Consider the following 16,746-nt stretch of genomic DNA (forward strand, 5'->3'; position numbering starts at 1 on the left):
CCGCCACCCTCATGCAGGTCGGTCCGGCCGGTTCCAGCGCGGACCACTCGGCCAACCCGACCTCGCTGCACGACGTCTTCTTCCGCATCGGCGTCGGTACGGCCGATCGCAACCACCATCGGGTAGCTGGCTGTACCACACAACCGGCAGTGCACTGGATCGAAACCACGGTCGATGTCCGACAGGCTCGAAGGGCACGGAAGACCATGACGATCCAGCAGGGAAGTGGTTCAGGTGTCCAACCCGGAAAACGATTCACCGCGTACGGATGCGTTGCCCCGCCCGCGACGGTGGGTGATGGCCGTGGCGGGAGTGACCCTCTGCGGCCTGCTCGCCGGTGGCCCGGCGGTCACACCGATCGCGAACGCCGGAACCGCCGCCGGTGGCGATCGTGCCCTGCAGCAGAGCCTGGACGGCCTGGTCCGCGACGACCGGTTCCCCGCCGCCCTCGCCTCGGTACGCGACCGCGACGGGCGCGTGCGCAACTACACCGCCGGGGTGGCCGACCTGAGGACAAAGGCGAAGGTCCCGGTCGACGGTCAGGTCCGGATCGCCAGCAACACCAAGATGTTCACGGCCACCGTTGTGCTCCAACTCGTCGGCGAGGGCACGGTCGACCTCGACGCGCCGATCGAGACGTACCTGCCGAACCTGCTGCGCGGCGACGGCATCGACGGCCGGAACATCAGCGTCCGCCAACTCCTCCAACACACCAGCGGGCTGCCGGACTACGACGAGGACCTGGTGCCGGACTACTTCTCCGTCCAGCACACCTACTTCGAGCCGTACGAGGTGCTCGACGTGGCGCTGCGCCACCCTGCCCTGTTCGCCCCCGGGAGCGGCTGGGCGTACAGCAACACGAACTACATCGTCGCCGGCCTGCTGGTGCAGAAGGTCACCGGGCGGCCGATCGGTGAGGAGATCACCAAGCGGATCATCGACCGGATCGGGCTGCGGCACACGTACTGGCCGGCGCTCGGCGAGCAGACCATCCGCGAGCGGCACCCGAACGGGTACCTGGCCCTCACCCCCGACGCGCCGTTGCGCGACGTCACCGAGTCGGAGCCCTCGATGGGCTGGGCAGCCGGGGCGATGGTCGGCACCCCGAGCGACCTCAACCGGTTCCTCGCCGCGCTCGTCGGCGGCAAGCTGCTCAAGCCCGAACAGCTCCGGCAGATGCAGACCACCGTGGAGGCACCGAACGCCGACACGGTCGGCGACACGAGGTACGGGCTCGGGCTCGCCACGTTCAAGCTGAGCTGCGGCGGCTTCGCCTGGGCGCACGGCGGCGACGCACCCGGCTACGAGACCCGCAACGCGATCACCAGCGACGGCCGCTCCGCCACCATCGCCGTAACCGCCCTCCCCAGAACCCCAGAAGCCGCCACGAACGTAGAAGCAGCCCTAACCACCGCCCTCTGCCGGTGAACGCCTCGTTGATCATGAAGTTAGCGCAGATTTTCCGCGATTTCGGTGCGCTAACTTCATGATCAACGCGGCGATCGGGGGCGATCGGGGGGCCGGGGCGGTTCAGATCCAGCGGCTGCCTAGCCACATGCGGGCGGACCATTCGGCGTAGGGGAGGAGTTGGCCGACGAAGACGGGGTAGAAGTAGGCGAAGCAGATCGCCACGAGCAGGACGTAGGCGCCGGCGATGATGACGCCGACCGTACGTCGGTCCAGGCCACCGGAGTCGGACCCGGCGGGGTGGTTGGACAGCTCGGCGGGCAGGGTTTCCTCGGACAGTTCGATGGTGGCTCGTTCGGAGCCGCCCACCGGCACCGGTGCGCGGACCGCCGCCGCCGCTGCCGGCGCCGGAGACTTCGCCGGGCCGATGAGCGCGCCGAGTACGTAGGTGACCGCGAGGATCAGGAACGGCAGCGCCGGAGCGGTGTAGAAGGAGAACATGGTGCGGCCGTCGAAGGCGTACCAGAACCAGGGCAGCAGACCGGCGGCCACGCAGAGCAGGATCGCCCCGGCCCGCCAGTCCCGGCGGGCGATGCCGAGCCAGGCGGTCGCGGCCAGCGCGGGCAGGAACGACCACCAGAGGATCGGGGTGCCCAGCAGCAGGATCTCGGCGGCACAGCTCGACGCGCCGCAGCCGCCGTCGGAGGACCAGTAGAACGCGACCGGGCGGCCGAGCAGCAGCCACTGCCACGGCCACGACTGGTAGACGTGCGGGGTGACCAGTGTGGTGTGGAACTTGTACGCCTCGGTGTGGTAGTGCCACAGGTTCTGCAGTGCCCCGATGACCGGCAGTTCGGTCCTGCCTGAGTCGGCCAGCCAGTGCCGGAAGTAGCCGTGGTCGGTGGCGAACCAGCCCGACCAGGTGGCGATGTACGTGGCCACGATCAGCACACCGGCCAGGGCCAGCCAGCCGATCTCGCCGAGCAGGGCGTCCCGCCACGGGCGTCGTACGCCGGCCGAGCGGCGGGCGCCGACCTCCCAGAAGATGACCAGCAGGGCGAACGCCGGTACGAAGTACAGCGCGCTCCACTTGACGCCGAGGGCGCACCCGAGCAGGACGGCGGCGAGCAGCCGCCACCACGGGACACTGTCCGGGAACCGGAGCGGCAGCCTGCCGGCGCGACCGGGGACGCTCGGGTCGAGACCCGCCTCCATCGCGGTCAGCCAGCGGCGGCGCCGGTGGTCCCGGTCGACGACCAGGGCGGCGAACGCGGCGAAGATGAAAAAGAGCAGGAAGACGTCGAGCAGTGCGGTACGGGACAGCACCAGGTGGAAGCCGTCCAGGGCGAGCAGCAGGCCGGCGGCGCAGCCGAGCACGGTCGACCCGAACAGGCGACGAGCGGTCCGGACCAGGATCAGGACCGTCAGGGTGCCGATGATCGCCGCCGAGAAGCGCCAGCCGAACTCGGGGGAGGTGGTCATGATGTGACCGGCGGAGACGACGTTGCCGTCGGCGTCGGAGTAGCCGAAGGCCCACTCACCGATGCCGATCAGCCACTTGCCGAGCGGGGGATGGACGACGTACGACGGGACGTTGTCCTTGTAGTTCCACTCGACGCCCTTGCTGACCAGGCCCCAGGCGTCCTTGGCATAGTAGGTCTCGTCGAAGATCTTGCCCTTGGGGTGGCTCAGCCCGACGAGCCGCACCACGGCGGCGATGGCCACCACCACCAGGGTGGCGAGCCAGGAGTACGGCTCCAGCCGGGTGTCGAACGGGACCAGCCGGCGCCGCAGGATCGTGGGCAGGCCACGACCACCGGATGTCTCCGGTGCGGCCGCTGTTGAGCTGGCCGGGGGACTCTCCGGTGGTTCGCTCGCCGTACCGCCCGAGTGATCGCGGTCGCTGTCGCGGCTTTGGGTCTGCGCTGTCGACGCCATGGTCACCCCGCGATCGTAGGCTGCGGGAGCGGGAGACGGAGTCCTACGCCGCCCCGACATTTTCACGTGTATCGATGAGGGGAAGTTTCTGGTGGGAGATATGTCGGGTAGCGGGCGACTTGTCGTACTCGGTGCGCCGCTCGGGAACCCCGCCGACGCCTCCACCCGACTCCGGGAGATGCTCGGCGCGGCGGACGTGGTCGCCGCCGAGGACACCCGTCGACTCGCCCGGCTCGCCCGGGACCTCGACGTCACCATCAAGGGTCGGATCATCTCCTACTTCGAGGGCAACGAGGAACGCCGTACGCCCGCCCTGGTCGAGGCCGTACTCGCCGGCGAACTGGTCGCCCTGGTCACCGACGGCGGCATGCCGAGCGTCTCCGACCCCGGGTACCGCCTGGTCAGAGCCGTGGTCGACGCCGGTGCGCCGGTGACCGCGGCCCCCGGCCCGAGCGCCGTCACCACCGCTCTCGCCCTGTCCGGGCTCCCCGTCGACCGGTTCTGCTTCGAGGGTTTCCTGCCCCGCACCGGCGGCGCCCGCCGTACCCGGCTGCGGGCCCTGGCCGCGGAGGAACGGACCCTCGTCTTCTTCGAGGCACCGCACCGGGTCGCCGGCACCCTGACCGATCTCGCCGCCACCTTCGGCGCCGACCGTCCGGCCGCCGTCTGCCGCGAGCTGACGAAGACGTACGAGGAGGTGTTGCGCCGGACCCTCGGCGAACTGGCCACCTGGGCCACCGAGGGCGACCCGCGCGGTGAGATCACCCTCGTGGTCGCGGGGGCCAGCGCGATGCCCGCGATCCGCCCCAGCGACGCAGACCTGCGCGCGGCGGTAGCCGACCGCGAGGCCGCGGGCGTCTCCCGCCGCGACGCCATCACCGAGGTGGCCACCGGGTACGGCCTGCGCCGCCGCGAGGTGTACGCGGTCGTCCACACCACCGACTGACGACAGCGCCGCCGCCCGGCTCGGCACCTGCCCGGCTCGGGACGTGCACGGCTCAGAAGGCGGCGGCCAGGAAGCCGGCGGTGATCGCCAGCGGGCCGGCGAACCCGACCAGTACGGCGCCCCGCCGCGCCGCCCGGTTCGGCAGCCGGTCCGCGCCGGTGGCCCAGACGATGCCGCCTCCGCAGAGCAGCACCAGCGTCAGCCCGAGCCCCCAGCGCAGGTGCAACGACCCGGTGCCGGTGCCGACGTACGCGGTGCCGCTGTCGCCGCTGATCATGCGCGCGGTGAGCTGCCAGCCTTCGAGCTTGTCCTCGGCGGGTACCCCGGCCAGCCGGATGTCCTCGGCACTGAACCCGCCGTCCGCGGAGATGAACTCACCCCGGCAGCGCTGACCGATGCCCTGCCCGGTGCAGTCGATCACCGTGGCCGTACCCAGGTCGCCGTGGCCGAACGCGAGCCAGAGCGGCTCCACGCTCACCCAGGCGAAGAAACTGGAGAGCAACGCCAGCAGGACCAGCCCGGCCAGTCCGGAAGCCGGCCGGCGTGGTGGTTTCGGCGGTTGGGCCGCCCGCTCCGCCGACGTACGCCGGGTCGGGAACGACCAGAGCCGGCGCGGCCGTTCGTCCGGGTCGGGACGGGCCGGGGTGCCGTCCCAGTTGACCTGTTCGATCGGGAGCCAGAAGTCGTCCTCGTCCTCGGCGGGGGGTGCGGGCGTGGGCACCGCGCCGACCCTCGTGGAGTTCTGCGTACCGTCCACCGAAGGCACCGTACGCGGCCCCGTGTCGGCGATCCGGGGCACTCGCTGCGGGACGGTGTTCCGGGGCGCGCCGGTGGTCGGCTCGATTCCGGCGGACACCGGCGCGGCGAGCCACGGCGAACCACCCCCACCGGGTACGCCACCCGCCTGCGTCGCCGGCCCGCCGGCCGGTGTGGTTGCCGGTTCGGCCACGACAGGCTTCAGGGTGGGCACCGCCCCTTGGTCCGGTGCCGACTGTGCGGGTGCAGCTTGGACGGGTGGGGTGGCTTGCGGCGGGCCGGGGTGGGGTGGCCCCGGCGGGGGCGGGAGTGCCGGCGGGGCGGGGGGCGGGGGCGCGGGCCGGGTCGGCGGTGGGGGTGTGGCTGACGCAGCCGGTAGTGGGGCCCACGGATCCGGCCGGTCGGTCGGGGGCGGCACGTTGTCGGCCGGCGCGGGGCCGTGGGTGGAGGACTGTCCGGCGGCCGGCGATTCGCCGCCATCGGCCCGGCCCGGGTCGGTCTCCCCTGGCTGCTGCCCGTCTGGTCTACCGGTCACAGAGAGTATTGGACTATGCACACTCGCCCCGGAGGGGCAGCTTGGGGCGCGTGTCGCCGACAAATCGGGCGCAGAAATCCGACTGGCTTCCGGATGGGATGGCCTTGCGGACCCCGCGGCGGCCTCCCGGACCGGTGGGCTCGGTCGATGGATCTCCACCGGGGTCGGCCCGGCGCCGAACGCTCACCGGAGCGCCGGCGGGCCGCTCGGCGCCGGATAGGGCCTATTGGTTCGCGGTCGCCCGGTGACGGTCATTAGGCTTGCTGTCCATGAGTCACGTTCTTGCGGCGGTCGCCTGGCCGTACGCCAACGGCCCGCGCCACATCGGCCACGTCTCCGGCTTCGGAGTGCCCTCCGACGTATTCAGCCGGTACATGCGGATGGCGGGTCATGACGTGCTCATGGTCTCCGGCACCGACGAACACGGCACCCCGATCCAGGTGCAGGCCGACAAGGAGGGGGTCAGCCCGCGCGAGCTGGCCGACCGTTACAACCGGGTGATCGTCGAGGACCTGCACGGGCTCGGCCTCTCCTACGACCTGTTCACGCGTACCACGACCGGGAACCACTACGCCGTGGTGCAGGAGCTGTTCGAGGGGCTGCACCGCAACGGCTACATCGTGCCCAAGGTGACCATGGGGGCCATCTCCCCGTCCACCGGTCGTACCCTGCCCGACCGTTACATCGAGGGCACCTGCCCGATCTGCGGGTACGACAGCGCGCGGGGCGACCAGTGCGACAACTGCGGCAACCAGCTCGACCCGATCGACCTGATCAACCCCCGCTCCAAGATCAACGGCGAGACGCCGGAGTTCATCGAGACCGAGCACTTCTTCCTCGACCTGCCCGCCTTCGCCGAGTCGCTCGCCAGGTGGCTCGACACCCGCGAGGGCTGGCGGACGAACGTACTGCGGTTCTCCAAGAACCTGCTGGGCGACCTCCAGCCCCGGGCGATCACCCGGGACCTGGAGTGGGGCGTACCGATTCCGCTCGACGGCTGGCGCGACCGCAACGACAAGCGGATCTACGTCTGGTTCGACGCGGTCATCGGTTACCTCTCCGCCTCGATCGAGTGGGCCCGCCGCTCCGGCGACCCGCAGGCGTGGCGGCGCTGGTGGGTGGCGGACGGCGAGGGCAAGGACGCCACCGGTTACTACTTCATGGGCAAGGACAACATCGTCTTCCACTCGGTGATCTGGCCGGCGCTGCTGCTCGGCTACTCCGGCGAGGGCGACCGCGACGGCACCCCGGGCGAGCTGGGCCGGCTCAACCTGCCGACCGAGGTGGTCTCCAGCGAGTTCCTGACCATGGAGGGGCGCAAGTTCTCCTCGTCCCGGCAGGTGGTCATCTACGTCCGCGACTTCCTCGAACGGTACGACGCCGACGCGCTGCGGTACTTCATCGCCGTCGCCGGGCCGGAGAGCAACGACACCGACTTCACCTGGGCCGAGTTCCTCCGGCGCAACAACGACGAGCTGGTCGCCGGTTGGGGCAACCTGGTCAACCGGTCGATCTCGATGGCGGCGAAGAACTTCGGCGCGATCCCGCCGGTCGACCCGGCCGGACTCACCGAGGCGGACGAGGCGATGCTCGCGGTCGCGCGTACGGGCTTCACCACGGTCGGGAACCTGATCGAGCGGCACCGGCAGAAGGCGGCGATCGGCGAGGCGATGCGGGTGGTCGGCGAGGCGAACAAGTACCTCTCCGAGCAGGCACCGTGGAAGCTCAAGGGCGAGGACCAGAAAGCCCGGATGGGCACCATCCTGCACGTCGCCCTCCAGGTGGTGAGCGACGCGAACACCCTGCTCACCCCGTTCCTGCCGCACTCCGCACAGCAGGTGCACGAGCTGCTCGGCGGCACCGGCGTACACGCGCCGATGCCCTCGATCGTGCAGGTGGACGACCTTGACGGCGGGCCGTCGTACCCGGTGCTGACCGGTGACTACACGGTCGGCGCCCGGTGGGAGTCGACCCCGATCGAGGCCGGGCGCCCGCTCGCCACGCCGAAGCCGGTGTTCCGCAAGCTCGATCCGTCGATCGTGGACGAGGAACTCGCCCGCTTCGGCGACTGACCGCCCCGGCCGCCGGCCGCAGCCCGTACGACAGCACGTGTACCGCCGGGTCCACGTCGTCCAGCCCCGTGCCGGGACGATGCGGACCCGGCGGCGTACGCCGACCCCGCGCTTCGGGAACCCCCTCCCGAGGAGGCGTACGGGTCGGTCTGTCGACGGCTTGCCGGCCGACTGCTCACAGCCTGCCCGACCGACCTGGCACAACCCTCGCGGAATTCTTGAATCCGCTGGTCAGAGCGGCTCGGACGAGTCCAGTTTGGCGGCGACGTCCTCGGCCTCCGGGTGCCCGATGTCGAGGAGGATCGTCCGGGCCTGCCGCCAGGCGGCTCGGGCCGCGACCGGGTCACCACCGGCGAGCCGGGTGTCGCCGAGATGGTGCAGTGCCTCGGCCTCGCCGTACCGGGTGCCCAGCGTCCGGGCCAGGTCGATGGCGTGCTGGAAACACGCGGCGGCCCGGGTGTAGTCGCCGGTGTGGTGGTGGACGAAGCCGAGGCTGTCCCAGGTGTTCGCCTCGCCCACCCGGTTGCCGATCTCCTCGTGCAGGACCAGGGCCTTCTCGCAGTAGTCCAGCGCCTGCGGGTAGTCCCCGACCTGTGCGTAGTGCCACCCGGTGTTGTTCAGCGCGTTGGCCTCGCCGCTCTGGTGCCCGGTGGCCCGGTACAGGTCCAGCGAGAGCAGGTCGTGCCGGATCGCCTCGTGGAGTTCACCCTGCTGCTGGTAGACCATGCTCAGGTTGAGGTGCGTGTGCGCCTGTCCCACGTGGTCACCGAGCAGGCCCAGCAGGTCGAACGCCTCCCGTAGGTGCCGGTGGGCGTCCGGGTAACGGCCGAGCAGGGTGTACGCCCGCGCCAGGTCCCGGTGCGAGATCGCCTGCATCGGCAGGTCCCCGAGGCGCGCCGCCGACGCCAGCGCGGCGTGCTGGATGGCGAGCCGGTCGTGCCAGTGCCCGCGCCGGTCGAAGTACGTGACCATGGACCAGGCCAGTTGCCAGGCCCGGGTGTCGAACCCGTGCTCGGCGGCCTGCCCGATGACCGCCACCAGCACCGGGTGCTCGGCGGTCAGCCAACCCATCGCCGCCTCGTAGTCGTCCGGGCGCTCGACCGCGACGTCCCGGCCCGGCGGATCCGGGTCGATCGGGTCCCGGTGCGGGTCGAGCAACTGCGCCGCCCGGTACGCGGTGTGCAGGTAGTGCTCGATCAGCCGCCGCAGGGCCCGGTGGCGCTCCGGCTCCGGATCGTCGGCCTGCCCGAGTTCGGTCGCGTACGCGCGCAGCAGGTCGTGGCAGGCGTACCGGCCGGGTGACTGCTCGGCGATCAGGTGCGCCCGGGAGAGTTCGGCCAGCAGCGGGCGTACCCGGTTGATCGGCAGTCCGGCCAGGCTGGCCACCGCGGGCACCGAGATGTCCGGGCCCGGATGCAGTCCCAGCAGCCGGAACACCCGCGCCGCGGGCGGGCTGATCGCCCGGTACGACCAGGACAGGGCGGCCCGTACGTCGAGCAGCGGGTCGCCGCTGTCGAAGGCGTCCAGGGCGCCGTCCGGGTTGTGCAACTCGGCGGCGAGGTCGGCCAGCGGGAAGCCGGGGTGGGAGGCGGCCCGCGCGGCGACCACGGCGAGCGCCAGGGACAGCCGGGCGCAGCCGGCGACGATCTGGTCGACCGCCTCCGGTTCGGCGCTCACCCGTTCGATGCCGAGCCGGCCGGCCAGCAGCGCGCGGGACTCGTCGGCGGTGAGCAGGTCCAGGGTCAGGGATCGGGCGGCCTCGGTGGCGACCAGCCCGGACATCTGGTTGCGGCTGGTGACCAGGACCAGGCAGCCGGCTCCGCCGGGCAACAGTGGACGGACCTGTTCGGCGTCGCGGGCGTTGTCCAGGACGATCAGCATCCGTTTTTCCGCGACCAGGCTCCGGTACAGCCCGATCTGCGCGTCCAGGTCGGTCGGCACCGAACCCGCCGGTACGCCGAGCGCGTCCAGGATGCCGCGGACCGCCGTCGAGGGTGGCACCGCCGTTGCCGCCGGTTCGAAACCGCGCAGGTTGACCCAGAGCTGACCGTCCGGGAAGCGCCAGAGGTTGTCGTGCGCCCAGCGCGACACCAACCAGGTCTTGCCCACCCCGCCGGTGCCGCAGATGACCCAGAGCCGGGTGTCGTCCGGGGTGGTGAGCGCGACCAGTTCGGCGGACCGCCCGATGAACAGCGGTGGGCGGGCGGGTAGTTGCCGGGGCACCGGTGCCCTGGTGGACGCCGGCTCGATGGTGGTGGGCGGTGGGTCGAGCGACGGCTCCGCCTCCAGGATCTGCCGCTGCCGGGCCTGCAACGCGGGTCCCGGATCGGTGCCCAGTTCGTCGACGAGGAGTTGCCGGGTGCGCTGGTAGTGGGCGAGGGCGTCGGCCTGCCGGCCGGACCGGTACAGCGCGAGCATGAGCTGGCCGGCGAGCCGCTCGTCCAGCGGGTGGCTGCGGGCGAGGGCCGACAGTTCGGGCAGCATGCGGGCGTGCTGTCCGAGCCGCAGCGCCGCTTCGGCTCGCTCCAGTTCGGCGCCGAACCGCTCCTGGGCCAGGGTTTCGCGAAGCGAGTTCAGCCAGGGGGTGTCCAGCTCGGCGAACGCCTCGCCGCGCCACAGGCCGAGGGCCTCGTCCAGCAGCGCCAGCGCCTGCTCGTCGCCGGCCGACCGGGCCTGCCCGATGAGGTGCCGGAAGTGGTGCAGGTCCACAGCGGACGGACTGACCGTGAGCAGGTATCCGCCGGACTGGCGGGAGATGGTGACCCCGTCGGCCTCGACCAGGCACCGGCGCAGCCGGGACAGATAACTGTAGAGCGCCGACCTGGCCCGCTGCGGGGACTGCTCGTCCCACACCCGGTAGAGCAACTGGTCGACCGGGACGGTCCGGTTCGCCTCGATCAGCAGGGCGGCCAGCACTGTCCGCTGTCGGGCGTGGCCGAGGTCGACCGGGAGGCCACCGACACGGGCCTCAACGTCGCCGAGCAGCCGGAACTCAACTGCCAACTGGCTGCCCCCCGGCATGTGTCGATGTTCGTGTCAGCCGGCATGACCAGCCGATTCAAGAATCCTACAAGCTTCCCTCCAGACCGATCGTCCACTGTCGACGGCCGGCGTACGCGGGGGCGCTAGAAGCCGGCCACGTAGCTGTTGGTGGCCTCGACCGCGCCCTGGGCGAGCGTCGCCGCCTCGTGCAGGCGCTGCTTGGCCTGTTCGAGTCGGACCAGTGCCTCGGCGACCTGGGCGTGGTTCGCGCCGCTGGTGATGCCGCGCAGCAGCGCGGAGGTCCGGTCCATCGAATCGGCGATGGACCGGATGGTCGCCGCCTGCTGGGTCGTCTCGTTGGTGAACCGGCCGATGCCGGCCTTGACCTCTTCCACCGATGCCATCTCCGCATCCCTCCCCATCGCCGGGCGCCACTGGACGTGACGGGGCCGACCGTACCGGAGCGTGACGGTCGGGTCGGGCCGACGCAGCCGGGGACGGCCACGGAGACGCAGGCCACAGGATCGCCGACGGAAGGGGGCTTGCGCATCGAAGATTAGGTTAGGCTAACCTAACCCGGTGCCAACCGAGGTTGCTCTCCCCATCGCCGCACCGCCCCAGCCGCCACCGCAGCAGTCGCCGTCACTGCGCCGGGCGGCGGTCGGCTGGCGCCTGACCGGGCTGGTGGTCGCGCTCGCGGTTGTTGTCCTGGTGGCACTGACGAGCCTTGCCGTCGGGGCCAAACCGATCGCCTTCGACACCGTCGTCCACCAGCTCCTGCACTACGACGGATCCGACGACGGGGTGATCGTCCGCAGCCTACGCATCCCCCGTACGCTCCTCGGACTCGCCGTCGGGGCGGCACTCGGGCTGGCCGGGGCACTGATGCAGGCGCTCACCCGCAACCCGCTCGCCGACCCCGGACTGCTCGGCGTCAACGCGGGCGCGGCCGCCGCCGTGGTCACCGCGATCGGCGTCCTCGGCGTCACCAGCCCCCTGGGGTACGTCTGGTTCGCCCTGCTCGGGGCCGCCCTCGCCGCCACCGTCGTCTACCTGCTCGGCTCCCGTGGGCGCAGCGCCGCCACCGCCGTCCGGCTGACCCTCGCCGGTACGGCGATCACCGCCGCCCTCACCGGGTACATCTCCGGCCTGGTCCTGCTCGACCCGCAGACCTTCAACGGATACCGGTTCTGGTCCGTCGGCAGCCTCGCCGGCCGGGACGCGTCCGTACTCACCGCGGTCGGCCCGTTCCTCCTGGTCGGCGCGGCGTGCGCACTCGCCCTGGCCCGGCCACTGAACGCACTCGCCCTCGGCGAGGAGAGCGGCCGGTCACTCGGCGCACACCTCGGCCGTACGCGGGCAGTCGGGGTGGTCGCGGTGACCCTGCTCTGCGGCGCGGCGACCGCCGCGCTCGGACCCGTCGCGTTCGTCGGCCTGACCATCCCGCACATCGCGCGGGCCCTGGTCGGCCCGGACCAGCGCTGGATCCTGCCCTACTCGATGGTCCTCGCCCCGATCCTGCTGCTCGGCGCCGACATCATCGGCCGGGTCATCGCCCGGCCCGGCGAGATCGAGGTCGGCATCGTCACCGCCTTCCTCGGCGCTCCCGTGCTGGTCGCGCTCGTCCGCCGGACCCGGGTGGCCCAGCCATGACCGCCGCACCACCCGAACCCGCCACCGTGACCGTCCCGTCCCGCCCCCCACTGCCGCCGACCCGGCGGGTACGGGCCTTCGGCGGGCGGATCACCCTCCGGGTCGACCGCCGTTCGGTGCTCGTCTGCGCCACGCTGGCCCTGGTGGTCGTCGTGGTCGCGGTGTTCACCCTCGGCACCGGCGACTACCCGATCCCGGCCGTCGACGTGGTCCGCACCCTGCTCGGCCACGGCACCCCCGCGCAGGACTTCATCGTGCAGACCCTCCGGCTGCCGCGACTGCTCACCGCCGTACTCGTCGGGGTGGCGCTCGGTATCGGTGGGGCGCTGTTCCAGAGCATGTCGCGCAACCCGCTCGGCAGCCCCGACATCGTCGGCTTCGACACCGGAGCCGCGACCGGAGCGCTGGTGGTGATCCTGCTCATCGGCGGCGACGGCGCACAGGTCGCCCTCGGCGCGGTGATCGGCGGAATCGCCACCGCGATGCTCGTCTACCTGCTCGCGGCCAAGCGCGGCACCCCCGGGTTCCGGCTCATCCTGATCGGCATCGCGATCGGTGCGCTGCTGCTCGCCGTCAACTCGTACCTGATCACCCGCGCCGAGCTGACCGACGCCCGCCAGGCCCACCTCTGGCTCACCGGCAGTCTCGACGGTCGCGGCTGGGAACAGGTACGACCATTCGCGGTCGTCGTACTCGTCCTGCTGCCGTTGGCCGTGATGCTCGGCCGGGGCCTGCGGATGCTCGAACTCGGCGACGAGGCGGCGCGGGCGCTCGGCGTACCGGTCGAACTGACCCGGATCGGGGTGCTGCTGGTCGGCGTCGGGCTGACCGCCACCGCGACCGCCTCGGCCGGACCGATCGCGTTCATCGCCCTCACCGCCCCGCAGTTGGCCCGCCGGCTGACCCGCGACGGCGGGCCGAACGTGCTACCGGCCGCGTTCATGGGCGCCGCCCTCCTGGTCGCCAGCGACCTGGCCGCGCAGCGCGTGTTCCACCCCGTCACCCTGCCGGTCGGGGTGCTGACCGCCGGCATCGGCGGGCTCTATCTGGCCTGGCTGCTCGCCGGGCAATGGCGGAAGGGACTCGGATGACCGGCTCGACCAACACCCTGGACCCGGCGGCCGGCGTCGCCCCCGGCACGACCCGGCTGAGCTGCGCCGACGCCACCCTCGCGTACGACCAGCGGGTGGTCGCCGAGGCGTTGAGCGTGTCCATCCCCGACCACTCGTTCACCGTCCTGGTCGGACCGAACGGCTGCGGCAAGTCCACCCTGCTGCGGGCGCTCGCCCGGCTGCTGACCCCCCGCCGGGGCACCGTCCACCTCGACGGCCGGTCGATCCACGAACTGCGGGCCAAGGAGGTCGCCCGCCGGCTCGGGCTGCTGCCGCAGACGACCGTCGCACCGGACGGCATCACCGTGCTCGACCTGGTCGCCCGGGGCCGGTACCCGCACCAGGGGCTGCTGCGCCAGTGGTCACCGGCGGACGAGAGCGCGGTCGCGGACGCGATGGCCGCCACCAACGTCACCGACCTCGCCGGCCGGTACGTCGACGAGCTCTCCGGCGGCCAGCGGCAACGGGTGTGGCTGGCCATGGCCCTGGCCCAGCAGACCCCGATCCTGCTGCTGGACGAGCCGACCACGTTCCTCGACATCGCCCACCAGATCGAGGTGCTCGACCTGGTCGCCCGGCTCCGCGAGGAGCAGGGCCACACCCTGGTCGCGGTCCTGCACGACCTCAACCACGCCTGCCGGTACGCCACCCACCTGATCGCCATGCGCGACGGCCGGGTGGTGGCCCAGGGCCCACCGGCCGACATCATCACCGCGGACCTGGTCGAAGAGGTCTTCGGCCTGCCGTGCCGGGTGATCACCGACCCCGAGTCCGGCACCCCGCTGATCATCCCCAGAGCGCGCCGAGTCGCACGGCCGTAGTCGCTCGAACCCCCTCACCAACCGCACGTCCACTACGACTGGGAGAACCATGTCCAAGCACCTTCTGACCCGGCGCGGATTCCTGCGCGGTGCCGGCGCCACCGGCGTACTGCTCGGCCTGGCCGCCTGCGGAGACTCCGGCGACAAGCCCGGCGCCGGCGGCACGTCCGGGGCGGCGCAGCCGTTCCGGTACACCGACGGCCGTGGCATCACCGTCGACCTGGCCAGCCGGCCGCAGCGGGTGGTCGCACAGAGCAGCGCCGCCGCCGCCCTCTGGGACGCCGGCTACCAGGTGACCGGGGTGTACGGCGAACTGGGCCTCACCGACGGCAAGCTCAACTACCAGGCCGGCAACATCGACCTGAGCAAGGTCGAGGTCGTCGGCAAGACGTGGGGTGAGTTCAACCTGGAGCGGTACGCCGCCCTGCGCCCCGAACTGCTGGTCGACCTGTCGTTCGACGACAAGACCCTCTGGTACGTCCCGGAGGCCAGTGCCGACAAGGTGTTCGGGCTCGCGCCGTCGATCGGGATGAAGATGCCCGGCCTCGACCTGCCGGCCATCATCGACAACTTCATGGCGCTCGCCGTCCAACTCGGCGCCGACCCCGACGCCGCACCCGTCAAGGCCGCCCGGTCGGAGTTCGACGCGGCGGTCGCCGACGTCAGGACCGCCGTCGCGGCAAAGCCCGGTCTGCGGGTGCTGGCCGTCTCCCGCGATGCCACCAAGCTCTACATCGCCGACCCGAAGATGCACCCCGACCTGAAGCACCTGGCCTCGCTCGGCGTCCAGTTCGTACCCACGGCGAAGCCGCTCGGCCCCGGCCAGTACTTCGAGGAGGTGAGCTGGGAGCAGGCTGCCTCGTACCCCGCCGACGCGATCATCTACGACGGCCGCGAGGTCCCCGCCATGGCCGACACCGTCAGCAAGATCGCCACCTGGACCAACCTGCCCGCGGTCAAGGCCGGCCAGGTCTACCCGTGGCAGACGGCCGCGCCGTACAGCTTCGCGGCCAACGCCCCGATCTACCGGGACGTCGTGGGCTGGCTGAACAAGGCGAAGCCGCTGGGCTGAGCGCCGTACTCCGCCGGCGGCCGGGGTCAGCGGCCCGCCGGCGGGCCGATGCCGTACGGCCGGCTGGCCGATCGCCGTACGCGACCCGCGCGGGTCAGTGGCCGTACGGCAGGTCGATCAGCCGGTCGTCGGTGACCTCCGGTGCCGGGGCCCAGGACTCGTAGATGCCGCGCTCGTAACACTGCGCGCCGCAGGCCGCCACGCTGTCCGGGTTCGGTCGGCACAGCCGCAACCGCAGCCAACCGGTCTCCTCGCCGAGGACCAGGCAGAGCACACCCCGCCAGGTGGCGTACCGGGCCCGGCGACGGACCCCCTCGACCGGGTAACGCGCCGCCCGGGTCATCGCCAGCACCCGGAACCCGCCGGGCAGGTCGGCGATCGCTTCATATTCCTGACCGTGGTAGTCCCCGACGAGCTGGGTGGTCCGCGCGGTCTCGCCGATCGGGAGGTACTCCTGGTCCGGTGAGATGCCCGGCACCGAGGCCAGCAGGTGCCGCCACCTCGGCCCGGCCATCCGCAGCCATGCCCGCTGCTCCGGCTGGTACGTGTAGAGCACCACCTCGTCCCCGGCCGGCGAGTACGCCACCAGGGCCGCGTTCGCCGGCAACGGCAGGTCGGCCATGTCCCGGGTGACGAACTCCGGGATCAGGTGCCGCCCGCTCGGGGTGAACCCGGTCCCCAGCACCGGCGGCCCGACCCGGTCGTGCGGCGGGATCGCCACCAGGCCGGCGTGCCGGTCACCACCGGGTACGTCGTAGTCGAGCGGGTCGATCGCCCGCCACCGCAGCGCGTACGCGGCGACCTCCTGCCCCTCCCGGCCCCCCTCCGGGTCGGTACGCAGCAGCGACAGGTCCTCCGGCGTACGGAGATGGGCGATGTCGTACTCCCGGTAGCAGAACCCGTACGGCAGCCACCCGCGCAGGTGCCCGGCGAGCTGCCGGGCGGAGAGCACCTTGACCATCGGGGTGCCCCGGCGGACCGGGGCCGAGGCGCGCACGCTCGCCAGGACCGGGTCGGCGGCGCCGGCCGTGGTCTGGCTGAGCTGGTGGATGTCCGCCCAGTTCCGGGCCCGGTTCAGCGGCGCCATCAGCGGCGGCTCCAGCTCCGGGTCGCCGCCCGACCTGGGTCCGTACACGGCGCTGACCTCGCTGGCGTGCACGAACCGGTGCCACGGCCGGCGGGCGTCCGGGCGCGGGTCGCGGGTGAATCCGGGCAGCTCGTCGGCGCTGAACAGCTCGTACGCCGCACCTCGGGCAAGTTCCTCGGCCGGGTGGTTGACGCCGGCGTGTGTCACCACCAGCCCGGCTGGCGCCTCGGGCACGTCCCGTGTCTGCGGGGTGACACTCATGCGCGCGACGCTAGGAGGGCTCGGTGCCGTTCAGGTAAACGCCGGGTAACCGCCAGGGAGTGCGACCGAAGGATGATCGATGCCGGCTCAACGGCCAGCCGGCG

General features: G+C 72.0%; 12 protein-coding genes. 7 read left to right on the plus strand and 5 right to left on the minus strand.

The window, feature by feature from the left end; genetic code table 11:
* The first annotated feature begins 297 nt into the window (after window positions 1-297).
* Window positions 298-1,428, plus strand: coding sequence for a serine hydrolase domain-containing protein (locus ACWEFB_RS36100; protein WP_452292770.1), 1,131 nt, complete (start codon window positions 298-300; stop codon window positions 1,426-1,428).
* Between the two features lie 102 nt (window positions 1,429-1,530).
* Here the strand turns inward: ACWEFB_RS36100 and ACWEFB_RS36105 are convergent, their stop codons facing one another.
* Window positions 1,531-3,345 carry a dolichyl-phosphate-mannose--protein mannosyltransferase gene (locus ACWEFB_RS36105; RefSeq protein WP_452292771.1) on the minus strand — a complete coding sequence of 605 codons (1,815 nt, stop codon included), beginning with the start codon at window positions 3,343-3,345 and terminating at the stop codon, window positions 1,531-1,533.
* A gap of 100 nt (window positions 3,346-3,445) precedes the next feature.
* Here ACWEFB_RS36105 and rsmI point away from each other — a divergent pair, with 100 nt between their 5' ends.
* Complete coding sequence (gene rsmI, locus ACWEFB_RS36110) at window positions 3,446-4,291, plus strand: 16S rRNA (cytidine(1402)-2'-O)-methyltransferase (protein WP_452292749.1); 846 nt, start codon at window positions 3,446-3,448, stop codon at window positions 4,289-4,291.
* Window positions 4,292-4,343: 52 nt separating this feature from the next.
* Here rsmI and ACWEFB_RS36115 read toward each other — a convergent pair whose 3' ends face one another.
* On the minus strand, window positions 4,344-5,261 hold the full coding sequence (locus ACWEFB_RS36115; RefSeq protein WP_452292750.1) for a hypothetical protein: 918 nt from the start codon (window positions 5,259-5,261) through the stop codon (window positions 4,344-4,346).
* 590 nt (window positions 5,262-5,851) lie between these two features.
* On the opposite strand from ACWEFB_RS36115, the gene metG reads away from it, so the two are divergent.
* Entirely contained in the window at window positions 5,852-7,654 is a 1,803-nt protein-coding gene (metG, locus tag ACWEFB_RS36120; RefSeq protein ID WP_452292751.1) for a methionine--tRNA ligase, read from the plus strand.
* A 231-nt stretch (window positions 7,655-7,885) separates the two neighbouring features.
* Here metG and ACWEFB_RS36125 read toward each other — a convergent pair whose 3' ends face one another.
* Both ACWEFB_RS36125 and ACWEFB_RS36130 read right to left on the minus strand, forming a co-directional pair.
* Window positions 7,886-10,675, minus strand: coding sequence for a BTAD domain-containing putative transcriptional regulator (locus ACWEFB_RS36125; RefSeq protein ID WP_452292752.1), 2,790 nt, complete (start codon window positions 10,673-10,675; stop codon window positions 7,886-7,888).
* Between the two features lie 104 nt (window positions 10,676-10,779).
* Complete coding sequence (locus tag ACWEFB_RS36130) at window positions 10,780-11,040, minus strand: hypothetical protein (protein ID WP_326562480.1); 261 nt, start codon at window positions 11,038-11,040, stop codon at window positions 10,780-10,782.
* 241 nt (window positions 11,041-11,281) lie between these two features.
* Here ACWEFB_RS36130 and ACWEFB_RS36135 point away from each other — a divergent pair, with 241 nt between their 5' ends.
* From ACWEFB_RS36135 to ACWEFB_RS36150, 4 genes are read left to right on the plus strand one after another with little or no spacing between them, the layout of a single operon-like run.
* A complete protein-coding gene (locus ACWEFB_RS36135; protein WP_452292772.1) occupies window positions 11,282-12,289 on the plus strand; it encodes an iron chelate uptake ABC transporter family permease subunit in 1,008 nt (335 codons plus the stop codon).
* Window positions 12,286-13,380: a FecCD family ABC transporter permease gene (locus ACWEFB_RS36140; RefSeq protein WP_452292753.1), complete on the plus strand. Its 1,095-nt coding sequence runs from the start codon at window positions 12,286-12,288 to the stop codon at window positions 13,378-13,380. The genes ACWEFB_RS36135 and ACWEFB_RS36140 overlap by 4 nt, the downstream gene beginning before the upstream one ends.
* Entirely contained in the window at window positions 13,377-14,222 is an 846-nt protein-coding gene (locus ACWEFB_RS36145) for an ABC transporter ATP-binding protein (RefSeq protein WP_452292754.1), read from the plus strand. The genes ACWEFB_RS36140 and ACWEFB_RS36145 overlap by 4 nt, the downstream gene beginning before the upstream one ends.
* Before the next feature lie 49 nt (window positions 14,223-14,271).
* Complete coding sequence (locus ACWEFB_RS36150; protein ID WP_452292755.1) at window positions 14,272-15,294, plus strand: ABC transporter substrate-binding protein; 1,023 nt, start codon at window positions 14,272-14,274, stop codon at window positions 15,292-15,294.
* A gap of 94 nt (window positions 15,295-15,388) precedes the next feature.
* Here ACWEFB_RS36150 and ACWEFB_RS36155 read toward each other — a convergent pair whose 3' ends face one another.
* Window positions 15,389-16,642, minus strand: coding sequence for a hypothetical protein (locus ACWEFB_RS36155; RefSeq protein ID WP_452292756.1), 1,254 nt, complete (start codon window positions 16,640-16,642; stop codon window positions 15,389-15,391).
* Between the last annotated feature and the right edge of the window lie 104 nt (window positions 16,643-16,746).

This window comes from Micromonospora sp. NPDC004704 (assembly GCF_053601675.1).

Excerpts from the sequence above, each read along its gene's own strand:
- ACWEFB_RS36100 (WP_452292770.1), top strand. The coding sequence starts at position 298 with ATGGCCGTGGCGGGAGTGACCCTCTGCGGCCTGCTCGCCGGTGGCCCG.
- ACWEFB_RS36150 (WP_452292755.1), top strand. The coding sequence starts at position 14,272 with ATGTCCAAGCACCTTCTGACCCGGCGCGGATTCCTGCGCGGTGCCGGC.
- ACWEFB_RS36125 (WP_452292752.1), bottom strand. The coding sequence starts at position 10,675 with ATGCCGGGGGGCAGCCAGTTGGCAGTTGAGTTCCGGCTGCTCGGCGAC.
- ACWEFB_RS36105 (WP_452292771.1), bottom strand. The coding sequence starts at position 3,345 with ATGGCGTCGACAGCGCAGACCCAAAGCCGCGACAGCGACCGCGATCAC.
- metG (WP_452292751.1), top strand. The coding sequence starts at position 5,852 with ATGAGTCACGTTCTTGCGGCGGTCGCCTGGCCGTACGCCAACGGCCCG.
- ACWEFB_RS36145 (WP_452292754.1), top strand. The coding sequence starts at position 13,377 with ATGACCGGCTCGACCAACACCCTGGACCCGGCGGCCGGCGTCGCCCCC.
- ACWEFB_RS36130 (WP_326562480.1), bottom strand. The coding sequence starts at position 11,040 with ATGGCATCGGTGGAAGAGGTCAAGGCCGGCATCGGCCGGTTCACCAAC.
- ACWEFB_RS36140 (WP_452292753.1), top strand. The coding sequence starts at position 12,286 with ATGACCGCCGCACCACCCGAACCCGCCACCGTGACCGTCCCGTCCCGC.
- rsmI (WP_452292749.1), top strand. The coding sequence starts at position 3,446 with ATGTCGGGTAGCGGGCGACTTGTCGTACTCGGTGCGCCGCTCGGGAAC.
- ACWEFB_RS36155 (WP_452292756.1), bottom strand. The coding sequence starts at position 16,642 with ATGAGTGTCACCCCGCAGACACGGGACGTGCCCGAGGCGCCAGCCGGG.